At 45.1% G+C, this 17,470-nt stretch carries 17 protein-coding genes and 1 pseudogene; 9 read left to right on the top strand and 9 right to left on the bottom strand.

Features of this window, described 5'->3' with window-relative positions:
* A partial coding sequence (locus tag L5M38_RS14820; RefSeq protein ID WP_263179543.1) for a transposase occupies positions 1 to 230 on the top strand: 230 nt, incomplete at its 5' end.
* Positions 231 to 234: 4 nt separating this feature from the next.
* Positions 235 to 672, top strand: a pseudogene (locus L5M38_RS14815) (glutathione S-transferase); the annotation flags it as partial.
* A 112-nt stretch (positions 673 to 784) separates the two neighbouring features.
* Here L5M38_RS14815 and gyrB read toward each other — a convergent pair.
* Genes gyrB through dnaA form a run of 5 tightly spaced genes read right to left on the bottom strand, consistent with a single transcriptional unit; the run spans position 785 to position 7,011 of the window.
* Positions 785 to 3,202 carry a DNA topoisomerase (ATP-hydrolyzing) subunit B gene (gene gyrB / locus L5M38_RS14810; protein WP_113941413.1) on the bottom strand — a complete coding sequence of 806 codons (2,418 nt, stop codon included), beginning with the start codon at positions 3,200 to 3,202 and terminating at the stop codon, positions 785 to 787.
* A 16-nt stretch (positions 3,203 to 3,218) separates the two neighbouring features.
* Positions 3,219 to 4,301, bottom strand: a complete 1,083-nt coding sequence (gene recF, locus L5M38_RS14805) for a DNA replication/repair protein RecF (protein WP_263179540.1) — start codon at positions 4,299 to 4,301, stop codon at positions 3,219 to 3,221.
* Positions 4,298 to 4,528, bottom strand: coding sequence for a hypothetical protein (locus L5M38_RS14800; protein ID WP_147250508.1), 231 nt, complete (start codon positions 4,526 to 4,528; stop codon positions 4,298 to 4,300). The genes recF and L5M38_RS14800 overlap by 4 nt, the downstream gene beginning before the upstream one ends.
* Positions 4,503 to 5,603, bottom strand: a complete 1,101-nt coding sequence (dnaN, locus tag L5M38_RS14795; protein ID WP_105250803.1) for a DNA polymerase III subunit beta — start codon at positions 5,601 to 5,603, stop codon at positions 4,503 to 4,505. The genes L5M38_RS14800 and dnaN overlap by 26 nt, the downstream gene beginning before the upstream one ends.
* Before the next feature lie 19 nt (positions 5,604 to 5,622).
* On the bottom strand, positions 5,623 to 7,011 hold the full coding sequence (gene dnaA, locus L5M38_RS14790; protein ID WP_006083826.1) for a chromosomal replication initiator protein DnaA: 1,389 nt from the start codon (positions 7,009 to 7,011) through the stop codon (positions 5,623 to 5,625).
* 445 nt (positions 7,012 to 7,456) lie between these two features.
* Between dnaA and rpmH the strand changes: the two genes are divergently transcribed.
* The 6 genes from rpmH to L5M38_RS14760 all read left to right on the top strand — a co-directional run bounded on the left by rpmH (position 7,457) and on the right by L5M38_RS14760 (position 12,620).
* Positions 7,457 to 7,594, top strand: a complete 138-nt coding sequence (gene rpmH, locus L5M38_RS14785) for a 50S ribosomal protein L34 (protein ID WP_006083827.1) — start codon at positions 7,457 to 7,459, stop codon at positions 7,592 to 7,594.
* Positions 7,595 to 7,609: 15 nt separating this feature from the next.
* Positions 7,610 to 7,966 (top strand): ribonuclease P protein component, encoded by a 357-nt coding sequence (gene rnpA, locus L5M38_RS14780; protein WP_105250802.1) that lies wholly within the window; start codon positions 7,610 to 7,612, stop codon positions 7,964 to 7,966.
* Positions 7,933 to 8,187, top strand: a complete 255-nt coding sequence (gene yidD, locus L5M38_RS14775) for a membrane protein insertion efficiency factor YidD (RefSeq protein ID WP_006083829.1) — start codon at positions 7,933 to 7,935, stop codon at positions 8,185 to 8,187. The genes rnpA and yidD overlap by 34 nt, the downstream gene beginning before the upstream one ends.
* Positions 8,188 to 8,190: 3 nt before the next feature.
* Positions 8,191 to 9,819, top strand: coding sequence for a membrane protein insertase YidC (gene yidC, locus L5M38_RS14770; protein WP_105250801.1), 1,629 nt, complete (start codon positions 8,191 to 8,193; stop codon positions 9,817 to 9,819).
* A 106-nt stretch (positions 9,820 to 9,925) separates the two neighbouring features.
* On the top strand, positions 9,926 to 11,287 hold the full coding sequence (gene mnmE, locus L5M38_RS14765) for a tRNA uridine-5-carboxymethylaminomethyl(34) synthesis GTPase MnmE (protein WP_263179539.1): 1,362 nt from the start codon (positions 9,926 to 9,928) through the stop codon (positions 11,285 to 11,287).
* A 163-nt stretch (positions 11,288 to 11,450) separates the two neighbouring features.
* Positions 11,451 to 12,620, top strand: coding sequence for a site-specific integrase (locus L5M38_RS14760; RefSeq protein WP_263179538.1), 1,170 nt, complete (start codon positions 11,451 to 11,453; stop codon positions 12,618 to 12,620).
* Between the two features lie 244 nt (positions 12,621 to 12,864).
* Here the strand turns inward: L5M38_RS14760 and L5M38_RS14755 are convergent, their stop codons facing one another.
* From L5M38_RS14755 to L5M38_RS14745, 3 genes are all read right to left on the bottom strand, one after another.
* The gene (locus L5M38_RS14755) at positions 12,865 to 13,209 is read right to left on the bottom strand and encodes a helix-turn-helix transcriptional regulator (RefSeq protein WP_000136520.1); all 345 of its coding nucleotides are present in this window, start codon (positions 13,207 to 13,209) and stop codon (positions 12,865 to 12,867) included.
* Positions 13,210 to 13,270: 61 nt separating this feature from the next.
* A complete protein-coding gene (locus tag L5M38_RS14750) occupies positions 13,271 to 14,947 on the bottom strand; it encodes a DUF927 domain-containing protein (protein ID WP_248952843.1) in 1,677 nt (558 codons plus the stop codon).
* Positions 14,948 to 14,959: 12 nt separating this feature from the next.
* The gene (locus L5M38_RS14745; protein WP_115164833.1) at positions 14,960 to 15,160 is read right to left on the bottom strand and encodes a helix-turn-helix transcriptional regulator; all 201 of its coding nucleotides are present in this window, start codon (positions 15,158 to 15,160) and stop codon (positions 14,960 to 14,962) included.
* Between the two features lie 532 nt (positions 15,161 to 15,692).
* On the opposite strand from L5M38_RS14745, the gene mobI reads away from it, so the two are divergent.
* Positions 15,693 to 16,370, top strand: a complete 678-nt coding sequence (gene mobI, locus L5M38_RS14740; protein ID WP_263179534.1) for a conjugative transfer protein MobI(A/C) — start codon at positions 15,693 to 15,695, stop codon at positions 16,368 to 16,370.
* Between the two features lie 57 nt (positions 16,371 to 16,427).
* On the opposite strand, the gene L5M38_RS14735 is transcribed toward mobI, so the two are convergent.
* Positions 16,428 to 17,462 carry a virulence RhuM family protein gene (locus tag L5M38_RS14735; protein ID WP_263179533.1) on the bottom strand — a complete coding sequence of 345 codons (1,035 nt, stop codon included), beginning with the start codon at positions 17,460 to 17,462 and terminating at the stop codon, positions 16,428 to 16,430.
* Positions 17,463 to 17,470 lie beyond the last annotated feature (8 nt).

Here is a 17,470-nt window from a genome sequence, read left to right as displayed (position 1 = left end):
ATATTGAGTTGCATTATTTACCGCCTTACAGCCCGAACCTCAATCCGATAGAAAGACTGTGGAAGGTCATGAATGAGCACGCGAGGAACAGCGTGTACTTCAAAAATAAGCGAGATTTCAGGTCCGCACTGGATAAATTTTTCAAAGAAACATTACCCGATATTGGTGAAAGTTTAGCGTCGCGGATCAATGATAATTTTCAGCTCTTTACCCACGCATCTTCAGGTTGATTGGGTATATCTTGCCGGTAGCGCATGGCCGCAAGAACCTAAACAAAAAGCCAAGGCCAGATCGATTGCCAGTGAAATGCATTCTGGCTTTAATGCCGTGCGTAACGCCCTACCAATGAACATACGTGCGAGGCGCTATGTTGAACTCACAGATGCCGTCCGCAAAGACATTGAGCGCATCGATGCGATTTGGTCAGCACAAATGGCCGAGTTTGCCCCATCAAATTCCGAAGGTACTTGGTTATTTGGCCAATGGTCGATTGCCGACATGATGTTTGCCCCTGTGGTTATGCGTTTTCTTACCTACGATATTGAAGTCTCGCAGGCAAGCCGTGCCTATATACAGCATGTGATCAGCTGTCCGGAAATGCAGGCGTGGATTAATGCGGCTAAAGCAGAGGCTGAAATTGTTGCAGCGGATGAAGCGGGTATTGATCGATAAAGAGATAAATCATAGAGATAAAAAAGGGAAAGCCTTGGCTTTCCCTTAATCATTCAAATACTAACGCGTGTCACTTAACACGCATTACACGTCTAATATTATACATCTAGCATTAAACGTCTAAGTTAGCCACGTTCAATGCGTTCGCTTCGATGAACTCACGACGAGGTTCAACTTGATCACCCATCAAACAAGTGAACAACTGATCGGCACCCACAGCATCATCAATCGTGACTTGCAACATACGGCGTGATTCAGGATCCATTGTAGTTTCCCACAATTGCTCAGGGTTCATCTCACCCAATCCTTTATAACGTTGAATGTATAAGCCGCGTTTGGCTTCAGAAATCGTCCAATCTAGCGCTTCGAGGAAGCTGCCGACTTCTTTAACACGATCGCCGCGTTGTACATAGCCGCCTTCTTCAATCATGCCATCTAACGCCGCACCTAACTTACCGATACGTTGATAATCGCTTGATTGGAAGAAGTCATAAGTAAACAGATAGTTAGTATCGATACCGTGTTTACGAATGGTGATCTTAGGCAGATACACTTTACGCTCAGGATCGAGAATAGGCTCAGCAGAATACAGTACACCGCTGTTTTCCATTTCCACCAGCTCATGGATAAAGGCATCGATCCACTCTTTCATCTTGCCTTCATCGGCCAACATCTCGTTGGTGATCATTGGGTGGTAAAGCATACGGTTAGTAATGTGCGTTGGATAGCGCTGCTCTAAACGAGCCACAATGGCTTCCACTTCACGATACTGAGTCACTAAACGCTCTAACGGCTCACCTGACATACCAATCGCACCTTGCGTTGGATACACAACAGTGCCATCCAATGCTTGAGTCGTGAGATATTGAGTCAATGCTGGCTCGTCTTTCAAATACTGTTCTTGCTTGCCCTTTTTCACTTTAAATAGTGGTGGCTGAGCAATATACACATAACCACGTTCAATCAATTCAGGCATTTGACGGAAGAAGAAGGTCAACAGCAAGGTACGAATGTGCGAGCCGTCGACGTCAGCATCCGTCATGATTATGATGTTGTGATAACGAGTTTTATCTGGGTTATATTCGTCGCGACCAATACCACAGCCGAGCGCCGTGATCAGTGTGGCCACTTCTTGAGAAGACAACATCTTATCGAAGCGTGCTTTCTCAACGTTTAGAATTTTACCTTTCAGTGGCAGAATAGCTTGGTTCTTACGGTTACGTCCCTGCTTAGCGCTACCGCCAGCAGAGTCACCTTCCACTATGTAAATTTCTGAAAGACCGGGATCTTTTTCTTGGCAATCGGCCAGCTTACCTGGCAAACCACCTAAATCGAGTGCGCCTTTACGACGGGTCATTTCACGGGCTTTACGCGCCGCTTCACGGGCACGGGCCGCATCGACAATCTTACCAACAATCAACTTAGCATCGGCTGGGTTTTCCAGCAGATAATCGTTCAGCTTCTCACCCATGGTTTGTTCAACCGCGGTTTTCACTTCACTAGAAACCAGTTTATCTTTGGTTTGCGAGCTGAACTTAGGATCAGGCACTTTAACAGAGATAACGGCAGTCAAACCTTCACGGGCATCGTCGCCAGTCGCGCTAGTTTTGCCTTTCTTGTTATAGCCTTCGTTTTCCATGTAGCTGTTGAGGTTACGTGTCAACGCACTACGGAAACCGACTAAGTGAGTACCACCATCACGCTGTGGGATGTTGTTGGTAAAACAGAAAATATTTTCCTGATAACCGTCATTCCACTGCATAGCCACTTCAACGGTAATGCCATCTTCACGCTCTTGCATAAAGTGGAATACATCTTTGTTGACTGGCGTTTTATTACGGTTCAGGTAATCGACGAATGCGCTAATACCACCTTCGTATTTAAAGAATTCATTTTTATTGTCACGTTCATCAACCAGACGGATACCCACGCCTGAGTTAAGGAAAGACAGTTCACGCACACGCTTTGCCAGAATTTCAAAGTGAAACTCAACATCGCTGAAGGTATCTTCACTTGGCCAAAAACGGATTTCAGTACCGGTTTTGGTTGCATCACCAATCTCTTTGATCGGCGCATCAGGCACACCGTGAGTATAAAACTGCTCGTATACTTTGCCAGCACGACGAATGGTCATTTGCAGCTTTTTAGATAAAGCGTTTACAACCGATACACCCACGCCGTGGAGACCGCCAGACACTTTATAGGAGTTATCGTCGAACTTACCGCCGGCATGCAATACCGTCATAATAACTTCTGCCGCCGATACGCCTTCTTCCTCATGGATAGAGACCGGGATACCACGGCCGTCATCCTTAACAGAAACCGAACCATCTACATGGATAGTAATCGTAATATCGCTACAGTGGCCGGCTAAGGCTTCATCGATAGAGTTATCGACTACTTCGAACACCATATGATGTAGACCCGTACCGTCGTCGGTGTCACCAATATACATCCCAGGTCTCTTACGTACTGCATCAAGGCCCTTAAGGACCTTAATACTCGAAGAATCGTAACTATTCTCTGACATATTATTCTCTCAATGGTTATTCAATTACCGTTACACGTCCCTGTTCCACATGAAACATCCTACTGGGAGGCGTGTGTAACGAATCGACTATTGCAGCAGGATCAATGGCGGTCACAAAAACTTGTGCTCCGGTATCCGTTAACTGCTTAAGCAATAGCTGCCTATGCTGTGCATCCAACTCGGACGGAAGATCGTCCACAAGATAAATACTGTTTTTATCTATTTGTTGTTTGAGCAACTTTCCCTGTGCAATACGCAGTGCACAGACTAATAATTTCAATTGACCACGGGACAGGGCATCCTGCGCCGGCAAAGTGCCTACACGAAGTCTAAGGTCAGCTTTATGGGGACCGCTGACGGTATGACCTGTGGCCAAATCTCTGGAATATTGGTTTTCGAGTAGTTCTGCAAAATCCGTTTTACTATCCCAGCCGCGCGTAAATGAAACCTTCACATCTACACTCGGTAAAAACTCTCCGATTATACCCTTAAGTAGCTCATTTAACGAGTCTACATAATGGTTTCGTATTTCGGTGACCTGCTCGGCATAGCGCACAAACTCTTGGTCCCAAAATTGAATATGACTGTAAGCTGAACCGTTTCTAAGCAATTGATTTCTTTGTTTAAGAACGCGACGAACATTCGTCCAAGCGCCATAAAACTGTGGGTCAGCATGAAATGCGCCCCAATCGATAAATTGTCGACGGGATTTTGGGCCTTCAAACAGTAAAGAAAAGCTTTCAGGTGTGATCACTTGAATAGGTAAAGCTTCGGCTAAGGTCGACAGACGTTTGACTTTTTCGCCGTCGATTTTCACTTCCGTCTCACCATTGCGAAATCGGCGTAAACCAATTTTACTTTCACCGCGCGCTAAATTTAAAGTCGCAAATAGCGTTAATTTATCGTCATCATGATTAATCACTCGTTGGGATAAATGGCTGCGAAACGAGCGCCCCATACCGAGGAAATAAATGGCTTCTAAAATACTGGTTTTTCCGCTGCCATTTTGACCATAAATCACGTTAATCCCAGGTGCGGGGATTAACTGTGCGGACTGAATGTTGCGAAACGCTTCGATATTGAGACGGGTCAGGCTCATGCATTACTCATTAAGCCGCGTAAACGGCGTAGGCAAGGATTCATAGCACTTAACGAGCAACTCAATCGCTGCCACAGGCTAAGACTATCGGTAAATGAGTGAAGGAATGGCCAATGCTGTGCATTAAACACTGTGCCGCCGTTAAGCGGCATAGACATCAAAGACAGAGGTACAGACACGGGTAACGTAAAAATCGATGGTTTATAAGCGCATCGGCATAACCACATACATGGAATCTTCTTCCAAATGGTTTTCGATTAGGGCGCTGGAGTTACCATCAATGAGTGTGATACGCACATCATCGGACTTAAGGTTGTTGAGCACGTCCAGTAAGTAACTGACGTTAAAACCAATTTCTAGGGCCTGATTGTTGTATTCCACATCGATGATTTCTTCCGCTTCTTCCTGTTCAGGGTTATTAGCGGTGATCTTGAGCAGACCATTTTCGAGTTGAATACGCACACCACGGAATTTTTCATTGGATAAAATAGAAGCCCGCGTCAGCGCTTGCTTCAGGTGATTACGACTCGCAATCACAATTTTATCACCGCCCTTTGGCAATACACGGCGATAATCAGGGAAGCGACCATCGACTAATTTACTGGTAAATACTGTGTTAGCCGTAGTAGCACGAATAGCATTATCACCAATAGCAATGGTGATATCGAGATCGTCAGACTCCAATAAGCGCGCCATTTCAATTACGCCTTTACGGGGCACAATGACTTGTTTTTCCGGTAATTGTGCTTCAATCGTACGATGACTTAAGGCTAAACGATGACCGTCGGTCGCTATCGCACGCAAAACATTACCTTCTGTTTCAAACAATAATCCGTTGAGGTAATAGCGTACATCTTGGTTAGCCATCGAAAACTGCGTCGAGTCGATAATTGACTTCAACACGCCCTGCTTCAAGCTAAATTCAATCTCAGCTTGGAAGGCTTCAACGTTAGGGTATTCTTCTGCGGGCAAAGTCGCTAAGGAAAAACGGCTACGGCCTGAGCGCAGCAACCATTTATTATCTTGTTGTTCGACTTTCAGTTCGCTTTGTTCTGGCAAAGACTTAACAATATCGAGCAGTTTCTTCGCTGGAACCGTAGTACGACCTTCTTCGATATCACCGTGAACCACAGCTTGGCCCACGAGTTCGACTTCTAAATCTGTACCAGTCAGCTTAAGTGAGTGACCACTTACTTCTACAAGGAGGTTAGACAAAATGGGCAAGTTATGGCGTCTTTCTACCGCACCACACACCAATTGCAACGGCTTTAATAGGGCATCCCTATCAATTGAGAATTTCATCGTGTCCAAATTCCTTGTTTTAAGAAGATAAGGTTCTAATCAAATTAGCATAATCTTCTTTAATGTCGTGGCTCTCTTCCCGTAGCTGAGCAATCTTACGACAGGCATGCAACACTGTGGTGTGATCTCTACCACCAAAAGCATCACCAATTTCCGGCAAGCTTTGGTTAGTTAATTCTTTGGATAACGCCATTGCCACTTGCCTTGGGCGCGCGACACTGCGTGAACGACGCTTAGACAACATATCAGCCATCTTGATCTTGTAGTATTCAGCTACGGTTTTCTGAATATTGTCTATAGTGACTAATTTTTCTTGAAGTGCCAAGAGGTCACGTAAGGCTTCACGAACAAAATCAATAGTAATTGGCCGACCCGTGAAGTTAGCGTTGGCGATAACACGGTTTAATGCCCCTTCTAGCTCGCGTACGTTTGAACGTAAACGCTTAGCAATAAAGAAAGCCACTTCATCGGGCAAGTTAATGCCGCTCTCTTGAGCTTTACGCATCAAGATCGCTACGCGGGTCTCTAACTCTGGTGGCTCAATAGCCACAGTTAAACCCCAACCGAAACGCGATTTCAATCTGTCTTCAACACCGTCGATCTCTTTTGGATAACGATCTGAAGTCAAAATAATTTGGTGATTCCCTTCAAGTAACGCATTGAAGGTATGAAAGAATTCTTCTTGGGATCTGTCTTTATTGGCAAAAAATTGAATATCATCAATAAACAAGGCATCGACGCTACGGTAGTAACGTTTAAATTCTTCGATCGCATTGTTTTGCAGCGCTTTAACCATGTCCTGGACAAAACGCTCGGAATGCATGTAAACCACTTTGGCATTAGGATTATTTTTAATGATCCCGTTACCGACAGCGTGCAACAAGTGAGTCTTACCTAGACCTGTTCCGCCATATAAAAATAGTGGGTTATAAGCACCACCCGGATTTTCAGCCACTTGTAACGCCGCAGCCTTACCTAATTGGTTAGACTTACCTTCTACGAAGTTATCAAACTGGTAGCTCGGATTAATGTTACTGCGGTGATTCGCGTTCGCCATAGGCTCGGCTTGGACATTAAACGTCGTGCCTACCGTCGCTTTAGTTTGGGTATTCGCTACACGAGTTGGCGCAATCGGTGCTGGAACACTAGGCTTTTTCGCCGAAGGACGACTACCTATATCGAAACGCAATTTAGGCGCGTCGCTACCCATTTGCTCAGTAAAGAACTGATTAATGATATTGATGTACTTATCTCTGACCCAATCAAGCACGAAGCGGTTGGGCGCATAAAGCACCAGAGTATCTCCATCCATTTCGGCTTGTAACGGTCTGATCCACATACTGAACTGCTGAGCAGAAAGCTCATCTTGCAGTCGTCCGATACATTGTTGCCAAAGTGAAACAGCCACTTAGTTATCCCCAAAAGATCATCAAAAAAGAGGTGTATTCTATAGCGAGATCTCAAGGATCGCTATCCTTAAAAAATATTTATCCCCAGCGAGATCATTCTATGTGGATATCCTCGATCATCAAAGATCCAAAACGATCCTTTTATTCAGCACTAACCGCAAATCCTGCTTTATTAAGCGATCCACATTGATCTATAATGGCGCCCCTTCGATCGGCTCGAAGATCCCCTGCACTACTACATGTAGTGTCCGTACACAGAGTTATCCACATCTTATGGTGTATTCTGGGGGTTGATCTAAGGATACGCTGGCAGAAATAAAGCACTTACTTACTTTCGTTGTTGACGTGACTAAGTATTGTGATTACAATTCGGCCTCTTTTTTGCCCTTACCTCTATCCTAGAGATAAGGATATGTTCACTAATAACAAAGACGGATTGCCATCATGAGTAAACGTACTTTTCAACCTAGCAACCTGAAGCGCAAGCGTTCTCACGGCTTCCGCGCTCGTATGGCTACTGTAGGCGGCCGTAAGGTGCTTGCACGTCGTCGTGCGAAAGGTCGCGCTCGTTTATCTGCTTAATAAGTGGGTAACTAGTTGACTAGCTATACCTTTTCGCGGGAGTTACGTTTGTTAACTCCCGCGCAATTTAAATCTGTATTTTCCAATCCCATCAAAGCATCTTCTGCTGAAATTACCTTGCTCGCTATTCCTAACACGGAACAACATCCGCGTATGGGCCTTACTGTTGCTAAACGCTATGTAAAACGCGCCAATCAACGTAACCGTATTAAGCGCGTGATCAGAGATAGTTTTCGCTTAAATCAACACGACATTCCTCATCTTGATATTGTTGTGCTTGTCAGAAATGGCGTGATGGAAATGGAAAACGCTGAAATCAACAAATTGATAGAAAAGCTATGGCGCAAACTCAGTCGCCGCTACAATGGCTAGCGACCACGTTAATTCGTGGCTATCAAGTATTCATAAGCCCTATACTGGGCCCTCGATGCCGTTTCAATCCCACCTGCTCTCACTACGCTATTGAAGCAATAAAAGTGCATGGAACCGCGAAAGGTTGTTGGTTTGCATTGAAACGCATATTAAAATGTCACCCTTTACATCCCGGCGGTAGTGATCCCGTCCCCCCTAAAAATGATAGGTGTAATAAATAGGCTATGGAATCTCAACGCAATATATTGCTCATAGGACTACTGTTTGTCAGCTTTTTGCTGTGGCAACAGTGGCAAGCAGACAAAGCTCCTAAACCCGTTGCAACCGAATCGTCCTTAGTGGCGAACGCGGCAAGCTCGCACAGTGCCGATGTTCCAGAAGCTGATACAGGTGTTCCTGCTGCAGCAGTTACTGCAAACAGCAAACTGATTACGGTAAAAACAGATCAGTTAGACATTCAGATCAATCCAGTGGGTGGTGACATCGTTTTTGCTGCGTTAGTTTCGCACAAAAAAGAACTAGAGAAAGATCAACCATTTGTATTGCTTGAGCAAACGAATGATTTCACTTATATCGCTCAAAGCGGCCTAATTGGTCGCGATGGTATCGATAGCAGCGCAAAAGGCCGTGCCGCATTTAGCACAACGGCAACTGAATATACCTTAGCCGAAGGCCAAGATACCTTAGAAGTACCGTTAACTTATATAGCTGACAATGGTGTAACTTACACTAAAGTGTTCGTATTCCATCGCGGTAAGTTCAACATAGATGTTGACTATAAAATCAACAACACTTCAGCAGCACCACTGCAAGTTCAGATGTACGGTCAGATTAAACAAACGATCAAGCCATCTGAAAGCAGCATGATGATGCCTACCTATCGTGGTGGTGCGTTCTCAACGAATGATGTGCGCTATGAAAAATACAACTTTGACGACATGGCCAAAAGTAACCTGAACCAAGCCACTTTAGGCGGTTGGGCAGCCATGTTACAACACTATTTCGTTTCAGCTTGGGTACCACCCGCAACTGACAGCAACACCATTTTTTCTAGTGTCAGTGCTGGCGGTTTAGCTAATATTGGTTTCCGCGGCGCGGTATACGATATTGCACCTGGTGCCAGCCAAGAAATTAGCTCACAGTTCTATGTTGGTCCTAAGGATCAAGCGGCACTGTCAGCGATTTCTGAAACCTTAAATCTCGTGGTCGATTACGGTTTCTTATGGTGGTTAGCGGTTCCTATTCACTGGCTATTGATGTTCTATCAATCATTCGTCGGTAACTGGGGTGTGGCAATTATTCTGATCACATTAACCGTTCGTGGTTTACTGTTCCCGCTGACAAAAGCGCAGTACACCTCAATGGCTAAGATGCGTAACCTGCAACCTAAGCTGACAGATTTGAAAGAACGCTTTGGTGATGACCGTCAAAAGATGGGTCAAGCCATGATGGAACTGTATAAGAAAGAAAAAGTTAACCCTATGGGTGGCTGTTTACCTATTATTTTACAGATGCCAATCTTCATTGCCTTATACTGGGTATTGCTAGAAAGCTTCGAATTACGTCATGCACCATTTATGCTGTGGATCCACGATTTATCGGTACAAGATCCTTACTACATACTGCCGCTGCTGATGGGCGTCTCCATGTTTGTAATGCAGAAGATGCAGCCAATTGCGCCGACAATGGATCCAATGCAAGTGAAAATGATGCAATGGATGCCAGTAATCTTTACCGTATTCTTCCTGTGGTTCCCATCAGGTCTAGTACTGTACTGGTTAGTAGGTAACATAGTTGCCATCACGCAGCAGAAGATTATTTATGCAGGTCTTGAGAAAAAAGGCTTAAAATAAGCCCTACCTTTAGCAAAGCATAAAGTGAAAATAATACTAAAGGCGGCTTAATTAGCCGCCTTTTCCTTTACATGATTTGGTAGATATTAGTTTGGTGGGTATTTCCGTGACAACTGACACTATCGTGGCTCAAGCCACCGCGCCCGGACGTGGCGGCGTTGGCATCATCCGAATTTCAGGCAACAAGGCCAGTGATGTCGCTATGGCCTTATTGGGTCATCTTCCTAAAACAAGATATGCCGATTATTGCGACTTTAAAAGTGCAACAGGCCAAGTAATCGACCAAGGCATAGCGCTGTTTTTTAAAGGCCCCAATTCCTTTACTGGCGAAGATGTATTGGAGCTTCAAGGCCACGGCGGCCAAATCGTTCTAGACATGCTGATCAAACGTGTAATGGAAGTCGGTGGTATTCGAATAGCCAAACCCGGTGAGTTCAGCGAACAAGCCTTTATGAACGACAAGCTAGACTTAACCCAAGCCGAAGCGATTGCCGATCTTATCGATGCCACCAGTGAGCAAGCGGCTAAAAGCGCTCTGCAATCACTCCAGGGTGAATTTTCTAAGGAAGTCCATGAGCTGGTGGATCAAGTCACTAACCTACGTTTATATGTAGAAGCTGCGATTGATTTCCCCGATGAAGAAGTCGACTTTTTAAGTGATGGCAAAATTGCCAATGCACTCTATAAAATCATCGACAAACTCGACCTAGTGCAAGCCAGTGCTAAACAAGGTTCTATCATCCGCGAAGGCATGAAAGTCGTGATCGCGGGTCGTCCTAACGCTGGAAAATCCAGCTTGTTAAACGCCTTAGCCGGTAAAGAATCGGCTATCGTTACCGAAATTGCTGGTACAACACGAGATGTATTACGCGAGCACATCCACTTAGATGGCATGCCGCTGCACATTATCGATACCGCAGGCCTACGTGATACGACAGATACCGTTGAACAAATTGGTATAGAACGCGCTTGGAATGAAATAAACAGTGCCGATCGGGTGTTATTTATGGTTGATGGCACCACCACAGCCGCCGTTAATCCCCATAATATTTGGCCTGACTTTGTCGATCGCCTGCCCTCAAATTTAGGTGTAACAGTGATCCGCAATAAAGCCGATCTCACTGGCGAAGACTTAATGATGACCGAAGAACAAGGTTATAGTGTTTACCGGATCTCGGCCAAAACGGGCTTAGGTGTTGAACAGTTAAAGCAGCATTTAAAATCACTCATGGGCTACCAGAGTAACCTCGAAGGTGGCTTTATCGCCCGGCGTCGTCACTTAGAAGCCCTTGAACTCGCCGCAAGCCATCTGCAATTGGGTAAAGAACAATTAGAAGTGTACCTAGCAGGAGAACTGCTAGCAGAAGAGTTACGCATGTGCCAATTAGCACTATCAGAAATCACTGGCCGCTTCACTTCTGACGATTTACTCGGCAAGATTTTCAGCTCTTTCTGTATCGGGAAGTAAAATAGTAAAACGTATCAAACCAAATCAAAACAACATTATGATTTTAAAATAATTTTGTTTTACTTGGTGGGAAGTGATTTGAAGGGTTTTGTCGATTCTTGCTCCGTATGTGCTCCGAAGATAAATTCTGGAGCACATGCGGAGCACAAGATGAGAAAAACCTATGAAAATCAATATACAAAAGCGAGAACCAGATAAGAATGGCCTGCGCCCCATCAGGCTTGTGTACTATTACGGCTCAAAGACCTCGGAAGACGGTTCAAGGGCTCAAAAGCGCTCTTACGAGCCGCTGAATCTATTCCTCTACAACAAGCCAAAAAACGCAGTTGAGCGCGAGCACAATAAAACTACATTGCAAAAAGCTGAGGCCATTCGAGCCAAGCGTCTACTGGAAATGGAATCTGCCAAACATGGATTGGATGACCGCACCAAACTCAATGCCAGCTTCTTTGATTACTTCGATCAAGTAACAGCAAGTAAAGCATCCGGTAGTAAATCCAATTACTCAATTTGGATTTCAGCGGGCATCCATCTCCACCGTTATCACCGCCACGCAGAACTCACTTTTGAACAAGTAGATAAATACTTCTTGGAAGGGTTCCGCCATTACCTACAGCATGAGGCAATGACAAAATCAGATACCGGCCTCTCCAGAAATACCGCCTGTAGCTACTTCAATAAAATCCGGGCTGCGCTCAACCAAGCGCAACGAGACAGAATAATCAGAGATAACCCTGTTGAACAAGTCAAATCCATCAAAGCAGAAAGGACTCAGCGCACTTATCTCACTCTGGATGAGGTAAAGGCCCTTACCAAGGCAGAATGCCGTTACGATGTACTACGAAGAGCATTTCTGTTCTCCTGCACGACAGGACTACGCTGGTCAGACATTCATAAACTGGTGTGGGGTGAAATTGAACTATTTGCTCAAGGGCACTACCGAATCATATTTTCCCAGATAAAGCTCAAAAACTCGGGCAATGGCCTGCAATATCTCGATTTACCGGATTCTGCGGTGCGTCTACTCAACTTGGAGAACAAGGGGAAACCAACTGAACGGGTTTTTAAGGGTTTACGTTACGACAGCTATAGCAACGTCGCGCTAGTGCAGTGGGCTATACGCGCCGGGATAACCAAACACGTAACCTTTCATGCAGGCCGCCATACCTTTGCAGTAAACCAACTTGCCCGTGGCCTGGACATCTATTCCCTGTCCAGATTGCTTGGCCACAGCGAACTCAGAACAACAGAAATCTACGCAGATATTCTGGAAACCCGCCGCACAGAGGCCATGCGGACCTTTCCTGATATCTTCGATGAGTCATCAGACTAAGAGCATTATTGCGACCAAACGACTAAATCTTTACAAAGAAAAGGGCACCTCGACAGTGCCCTCCTTCAACCACATAAGATCGTTAGTTTTTACATCCGTTCTTATCACATGTGATTTTCTCGTGGGAATTAACCCAAGCCTGAGCTGTCAATTCGACGAGTAACCGTTACATGTCACAGTTAAAGAACGTGACATGTAACAAATCCAACCATTCCTATTTATTTTCAAATGGTTAAGCATCAACCTAATATCTCCGGCCATACAATTTTCGGTTAGCCACTAGATGATCAGCAGCGGCTTTATCAATCTCATCAGAAGAAGCCACTCGATTACTCTGCAACCAAGCCAATATATCGGCTCGCCTGAAGAACACACGGTTACCATTAGGTTTGAAAAATGGGATCTTGCGTTCATGGGTCAACCTGTACAAAGTGCTTTTCTTTAGCCCCGTCAGCTCAGCACATTCCTCAACTGTGAGGATTTCCTTTGTTGTGTCAGGACGTTGCTCGTTTTTGATATGATCGGTAATCAGTTTTTTAAGCAATGACATATCCATCAGCATGCGCTGAAGCATCTCTTTTTCAGTCATGTTGATACTCTCCTACACTGCCAAGTTAAAGTGGGATAAACGGGAAACTGGGAACACTAAGCTAGTCGTCATGTTCAACCCTCTCTAAGTCTTCAAGGTGGCGCCTAACTTGGTCAGGTTTGAGCGCAAAAAAACGTTGAAACTCACCATTAATCCGCGTCTTATAGGTTCCCCTAGAGCGCTCGTTCGTTACCAAGCAACCGCGTTGCAGCAAGATTTCCACTTCTCGCATATAGTGGGTGGGAAGCTCAAGTTTTTGTAGGAAATGAGTTTTGTTGATAAGCCACAATTCGCATCCATCCAGTGAACGGCGGTAACCATGCATTCCCTTGCCTGAATCCTGATCAATTTCACCAATATTGTGTTCCCAGTTGCGCATCGCTTTTTCCAGAGATCTGAGCAGCCTAAACTCTTCCGAATTCCTAGAATGCCCACGATTAGCGAGCCACGCACGAAGGACTTTATGTACCGCTTCAAGTGACTCTTCTTCGGACCATGGCAGGATGAAGTTTCTATTAGCAAGACATAGTGCGGTGCCAATAAGTGCAAATCGTCTAACGACTCGCTGTACTTGAGAGGCCATTGAGTCGCTTGTCCAAGCGTTGCTAAGACGAGCAATTTCATAGCTGAGGTAGCGGCTAAGCTCATCATGTAGCCCTGTAAGTAGCGATAACCACTCTCGGATTACTGTGCCATGAAAGCACTGGCAGGACGTTTTAAGCTCATCAACGAACTGTTGAGCACTCTTACGGCCATGTAATTCATCGAATGCACCATGTATACCAAAAATTGGGATCTCCACCAGTCGTATCTGCTGACCAGCCCTAAGTGGCTTTCCTATCTGCTGAAGTAATTCGGCAATCCAAACTTCCCCGCTACTGAGCACCAGCGTTCGCCATTGTGACGTCGCGGCCAACTCTCCTGACACGTTAGCGCGCAGTTTTCCTGAACCATTCATGATCTGATAAATGGCGGTATCAACATCTTCTGGGCGAGCCATTCCTATCTCATCCAACGTCAGCAGCATGTCGTTATGCTCCGACGAGACAGCAGCTAATCCATTGCTTGTCGAGATCCAGCTACGTCTATAGCTATCGCTGCCATATAAGCTTGCCGCAATCTGCAATAAAGTTGTTTTACCGGCAGAAGAAGCACCAACAAAATGAAAGGCTCCATTTTCCATACCAGAAGGAGCTAGTAATGGTGCTGCCAACCCAGTTCCTATGCAGAAAATAGCTAGCGGATTCCCACGGCATAGCTTCCCAACATGGTTTTGCCAATCACTCAAACTCCCAGCTTCCTCTAACAGCTTGGAACTGGACAACTGACCCACAAAATAATGGGGTTCGTCAGCAGAACCCACAATCCAACTGCTTGTGGCAAATATGGGCCCATGCCAGCCAGTGCGATTCACCACAGTTGCCGGAGCAGCAAGAGCCATCTGTTCTACTAGATAATGTTGAAGCCGACTCCAACTTGATTGGCCAGGGGTTAATGGATACCCAGTATCGACCAGCATATCCCTGATCTGGCGGGCATTATCGCTGTTAAGATCACGGGCATAGACAACTTCTCGTAACCTAACCCCATCAAAATTTTGCCATTCCAGCAGCGCTCCATGCCCATGTCGTTTGTCAGTTAAACGAGTGCGAGCCAATACCTGCATCCAACCACCTATTCGCTGCCAGCGGTCAGCTGACAAGCAATAGATTCCATCATCCTGCAACTTCTTTTGCATCCCTTCCCCCTTTTATAAATCACTCAACCATGCAGCAATATCGCTGTACCTAAACCGCACAGAGCGGCCATTGGGATTGGGTTTTATTGGAGGAGGAAAGCGTCCATCTCGCACGTAGCGACGAAGTGTCGCTTGTGACGTTTGCAAAACGTCACACACTTCTGCATATGTCAGTAACCGTTCGTTTTGTTTAGGTTTGGTATTACCCGTCATGATAACTCCTGTTTAGTATCTAACTTGCAGGAGCAATCATCTCGAAAAAGGCTAACTAAACAGACCGCTGGAGCTGCCCTTTTGGGGAACTTCAATAATAAATTTCAAGACACTGATATTTAATGACATTTATTCAACATATAGATTAAAAACAGCCTCTGAAGAGCAAAAAGCTAAGCCATTGATGAGTTGACAGACATTACCGTATCAATTTGTGCGCCTGTGAACGCCCCAAGAATAAACTTTCACATGTGAAAGCTTGGAGACCTGACGATTTACACCACTTAAAGCCATGTCCCCCATTAAAAGTGGAATCATTTGGATTAGGTCTTTTGAGGATGATGACGCTTGTATGGAATAAAACTGTCTAGGTCCCCCATCAGATAATTATCTGGAAAGGAATTGGCTGGGTCTTTTGGCTAAGGCGCGACAACAAAAGACCTAGGTGCCCAAAAAAGGCATGACGACGGCGGATGAAAGTGGGTATGTAGCAATAGACTAACTCTGAATTCACAACACAGAGGATTATGTAATGACCACAAATCATTCATTTTTAGAACAACAGATAGCTACATTTGGTGCCGCACTAAATGGGGGAAATCAACCACAATCTGAGTACATAAAAGCCTTCTCAAAATCATTTAAAGGACTAGAAACACAAATTAATATTTGGGAAACCTTTATTGCCAATAGCACAAACGTTAATCAAGATGACGCTATGCTTTTTTCCCTAACCATATCAGAGCAATATCTACACTACACCCATAAATCAACCGAAATAGAACAGCTCCGCTACTTCTACATAGCACAAAAAATTGCAGACTTGTTCTGGCAGCACAACCGAGACCATAGAGGTAAAAACTCTGAAGGCTACCCAGGTCATTTTGGTTGTCGTGTAAGGCTAAGAAACAAGAAACTCGAAATTTTTTGGGTTTATAACCAGTTTAAGCCTAAAAAGAATTCTGACGGATTCCAAGTAATCAGCCATTATCTTCCGCGAGATGGGCATTTCCGATACCCCAAAACTACGTTTACCCGAGCACAAGACTGGGAAAAACCTGTGATTGAGGTAGTTGAGGACGCTTTTGCCATCATCCGTAGAACTAACGCTAATCTGATGAGGATTAGACAACTGTGCCGTTGGAATGATACCAATCTATTCAAAATGGCAGGCGATATCGACGATTTTAAGATGGATAATCCCTTATAGTTATCCTCTTACAACACAGCCCTCAACTCATTAGAGATCAGGGCTGCACTATATCGGCTATTTATCTTTTTTGAGTATGGCCTTGAGTGCTGCAATATTGGCCCGTGCGCCTTCGGCTTCTTTTAAACGACGGCGCTGCTGGGCAAAGCGGTCAAACTCCAATTTCGCTTTGTCATCAGCGTCTTTCTTGGATATTTTTCCTGCTCCGCTTAGTACGTCACGTTCATTAAAACTTAAAAACTGGTCAAGCTTATCGGCCCAGTCCTGCAAGAACACCTGCTTACGGCGTAACGCTTGGTCTTCGGCAAAATCGAGCCACATATTGACGATACGATTGAGCTCTTTGATTTCGTCTTCACGCATATAGTTCTTGGCAATGGTGACGTCTGTCTTGCGTACTTCATCACCTTTATAGCTGGTTAGGCCCATATCCGGTTTACTGGCGTCGACTCGGTTGGCGATAAGCTCAGCGGCAGTCATTTGCGTACAGGCATAATGCAACTTGTTCTGGATGGTTTGAAAGAAGCGGTTGGTCTCTTGGTTGGATGGCTCGTAATCAGCAGCCATGGTAAAGATTTCTTTCACCCGCAGATAAACGCGACGCTCACTGGCGCGGATATCACGAATGCGTTCCAGCATTTCATCAAAGTAATCTGGCACAGCAGAATAGCCAACGGGCGGATTTTTCAGGCGCTCGTCATCCATGACGAAGCCTTTGATCAGGTACTCTTGCAACATTCTGGTTGCCCATTGCCGGAACTGGGTGCCACGTGTTGAGCGAACTCGGTATCCTACCGCAAGAATAACCGGAAGACTGTAGTGACGAATACTTCGCTTTACTTCTCTGCCGCCTTCCAGTTGAACTTGTAAGTAATCCTTACAAGTTGAAATTTGCTCAAGCTCTTCTTCAGAATAGACAGCTTTTACGTGTTGGGTGATCGCTTGAGAGCTAACTTGATACAGCTCAGCCATTGCAGCCTGAGAAAGCCACAAGGTGTCTGATTCAAAACGACACTCGACGCGAGTTTGACCGTCAACACTGGTGAATAAAACAAACTCGCCTTGAGGGGCTTGGGGAATGTTATCAGTCATACAATTAG

Source organism: Shewanella sp. SM101 (genome assembly GCF_025654465.1).
Lineage (GTDB): Bacteria > Pseudomonadota > Gammaproteobacteria > Enterobacterales > Shewanellaceae > Shewanella > Shewanella oncorhynchi.
Note: the sequence above shows the minus strand (reverse complement) of the source record. Positions and strands in the feature narration are given on the sequence as shown.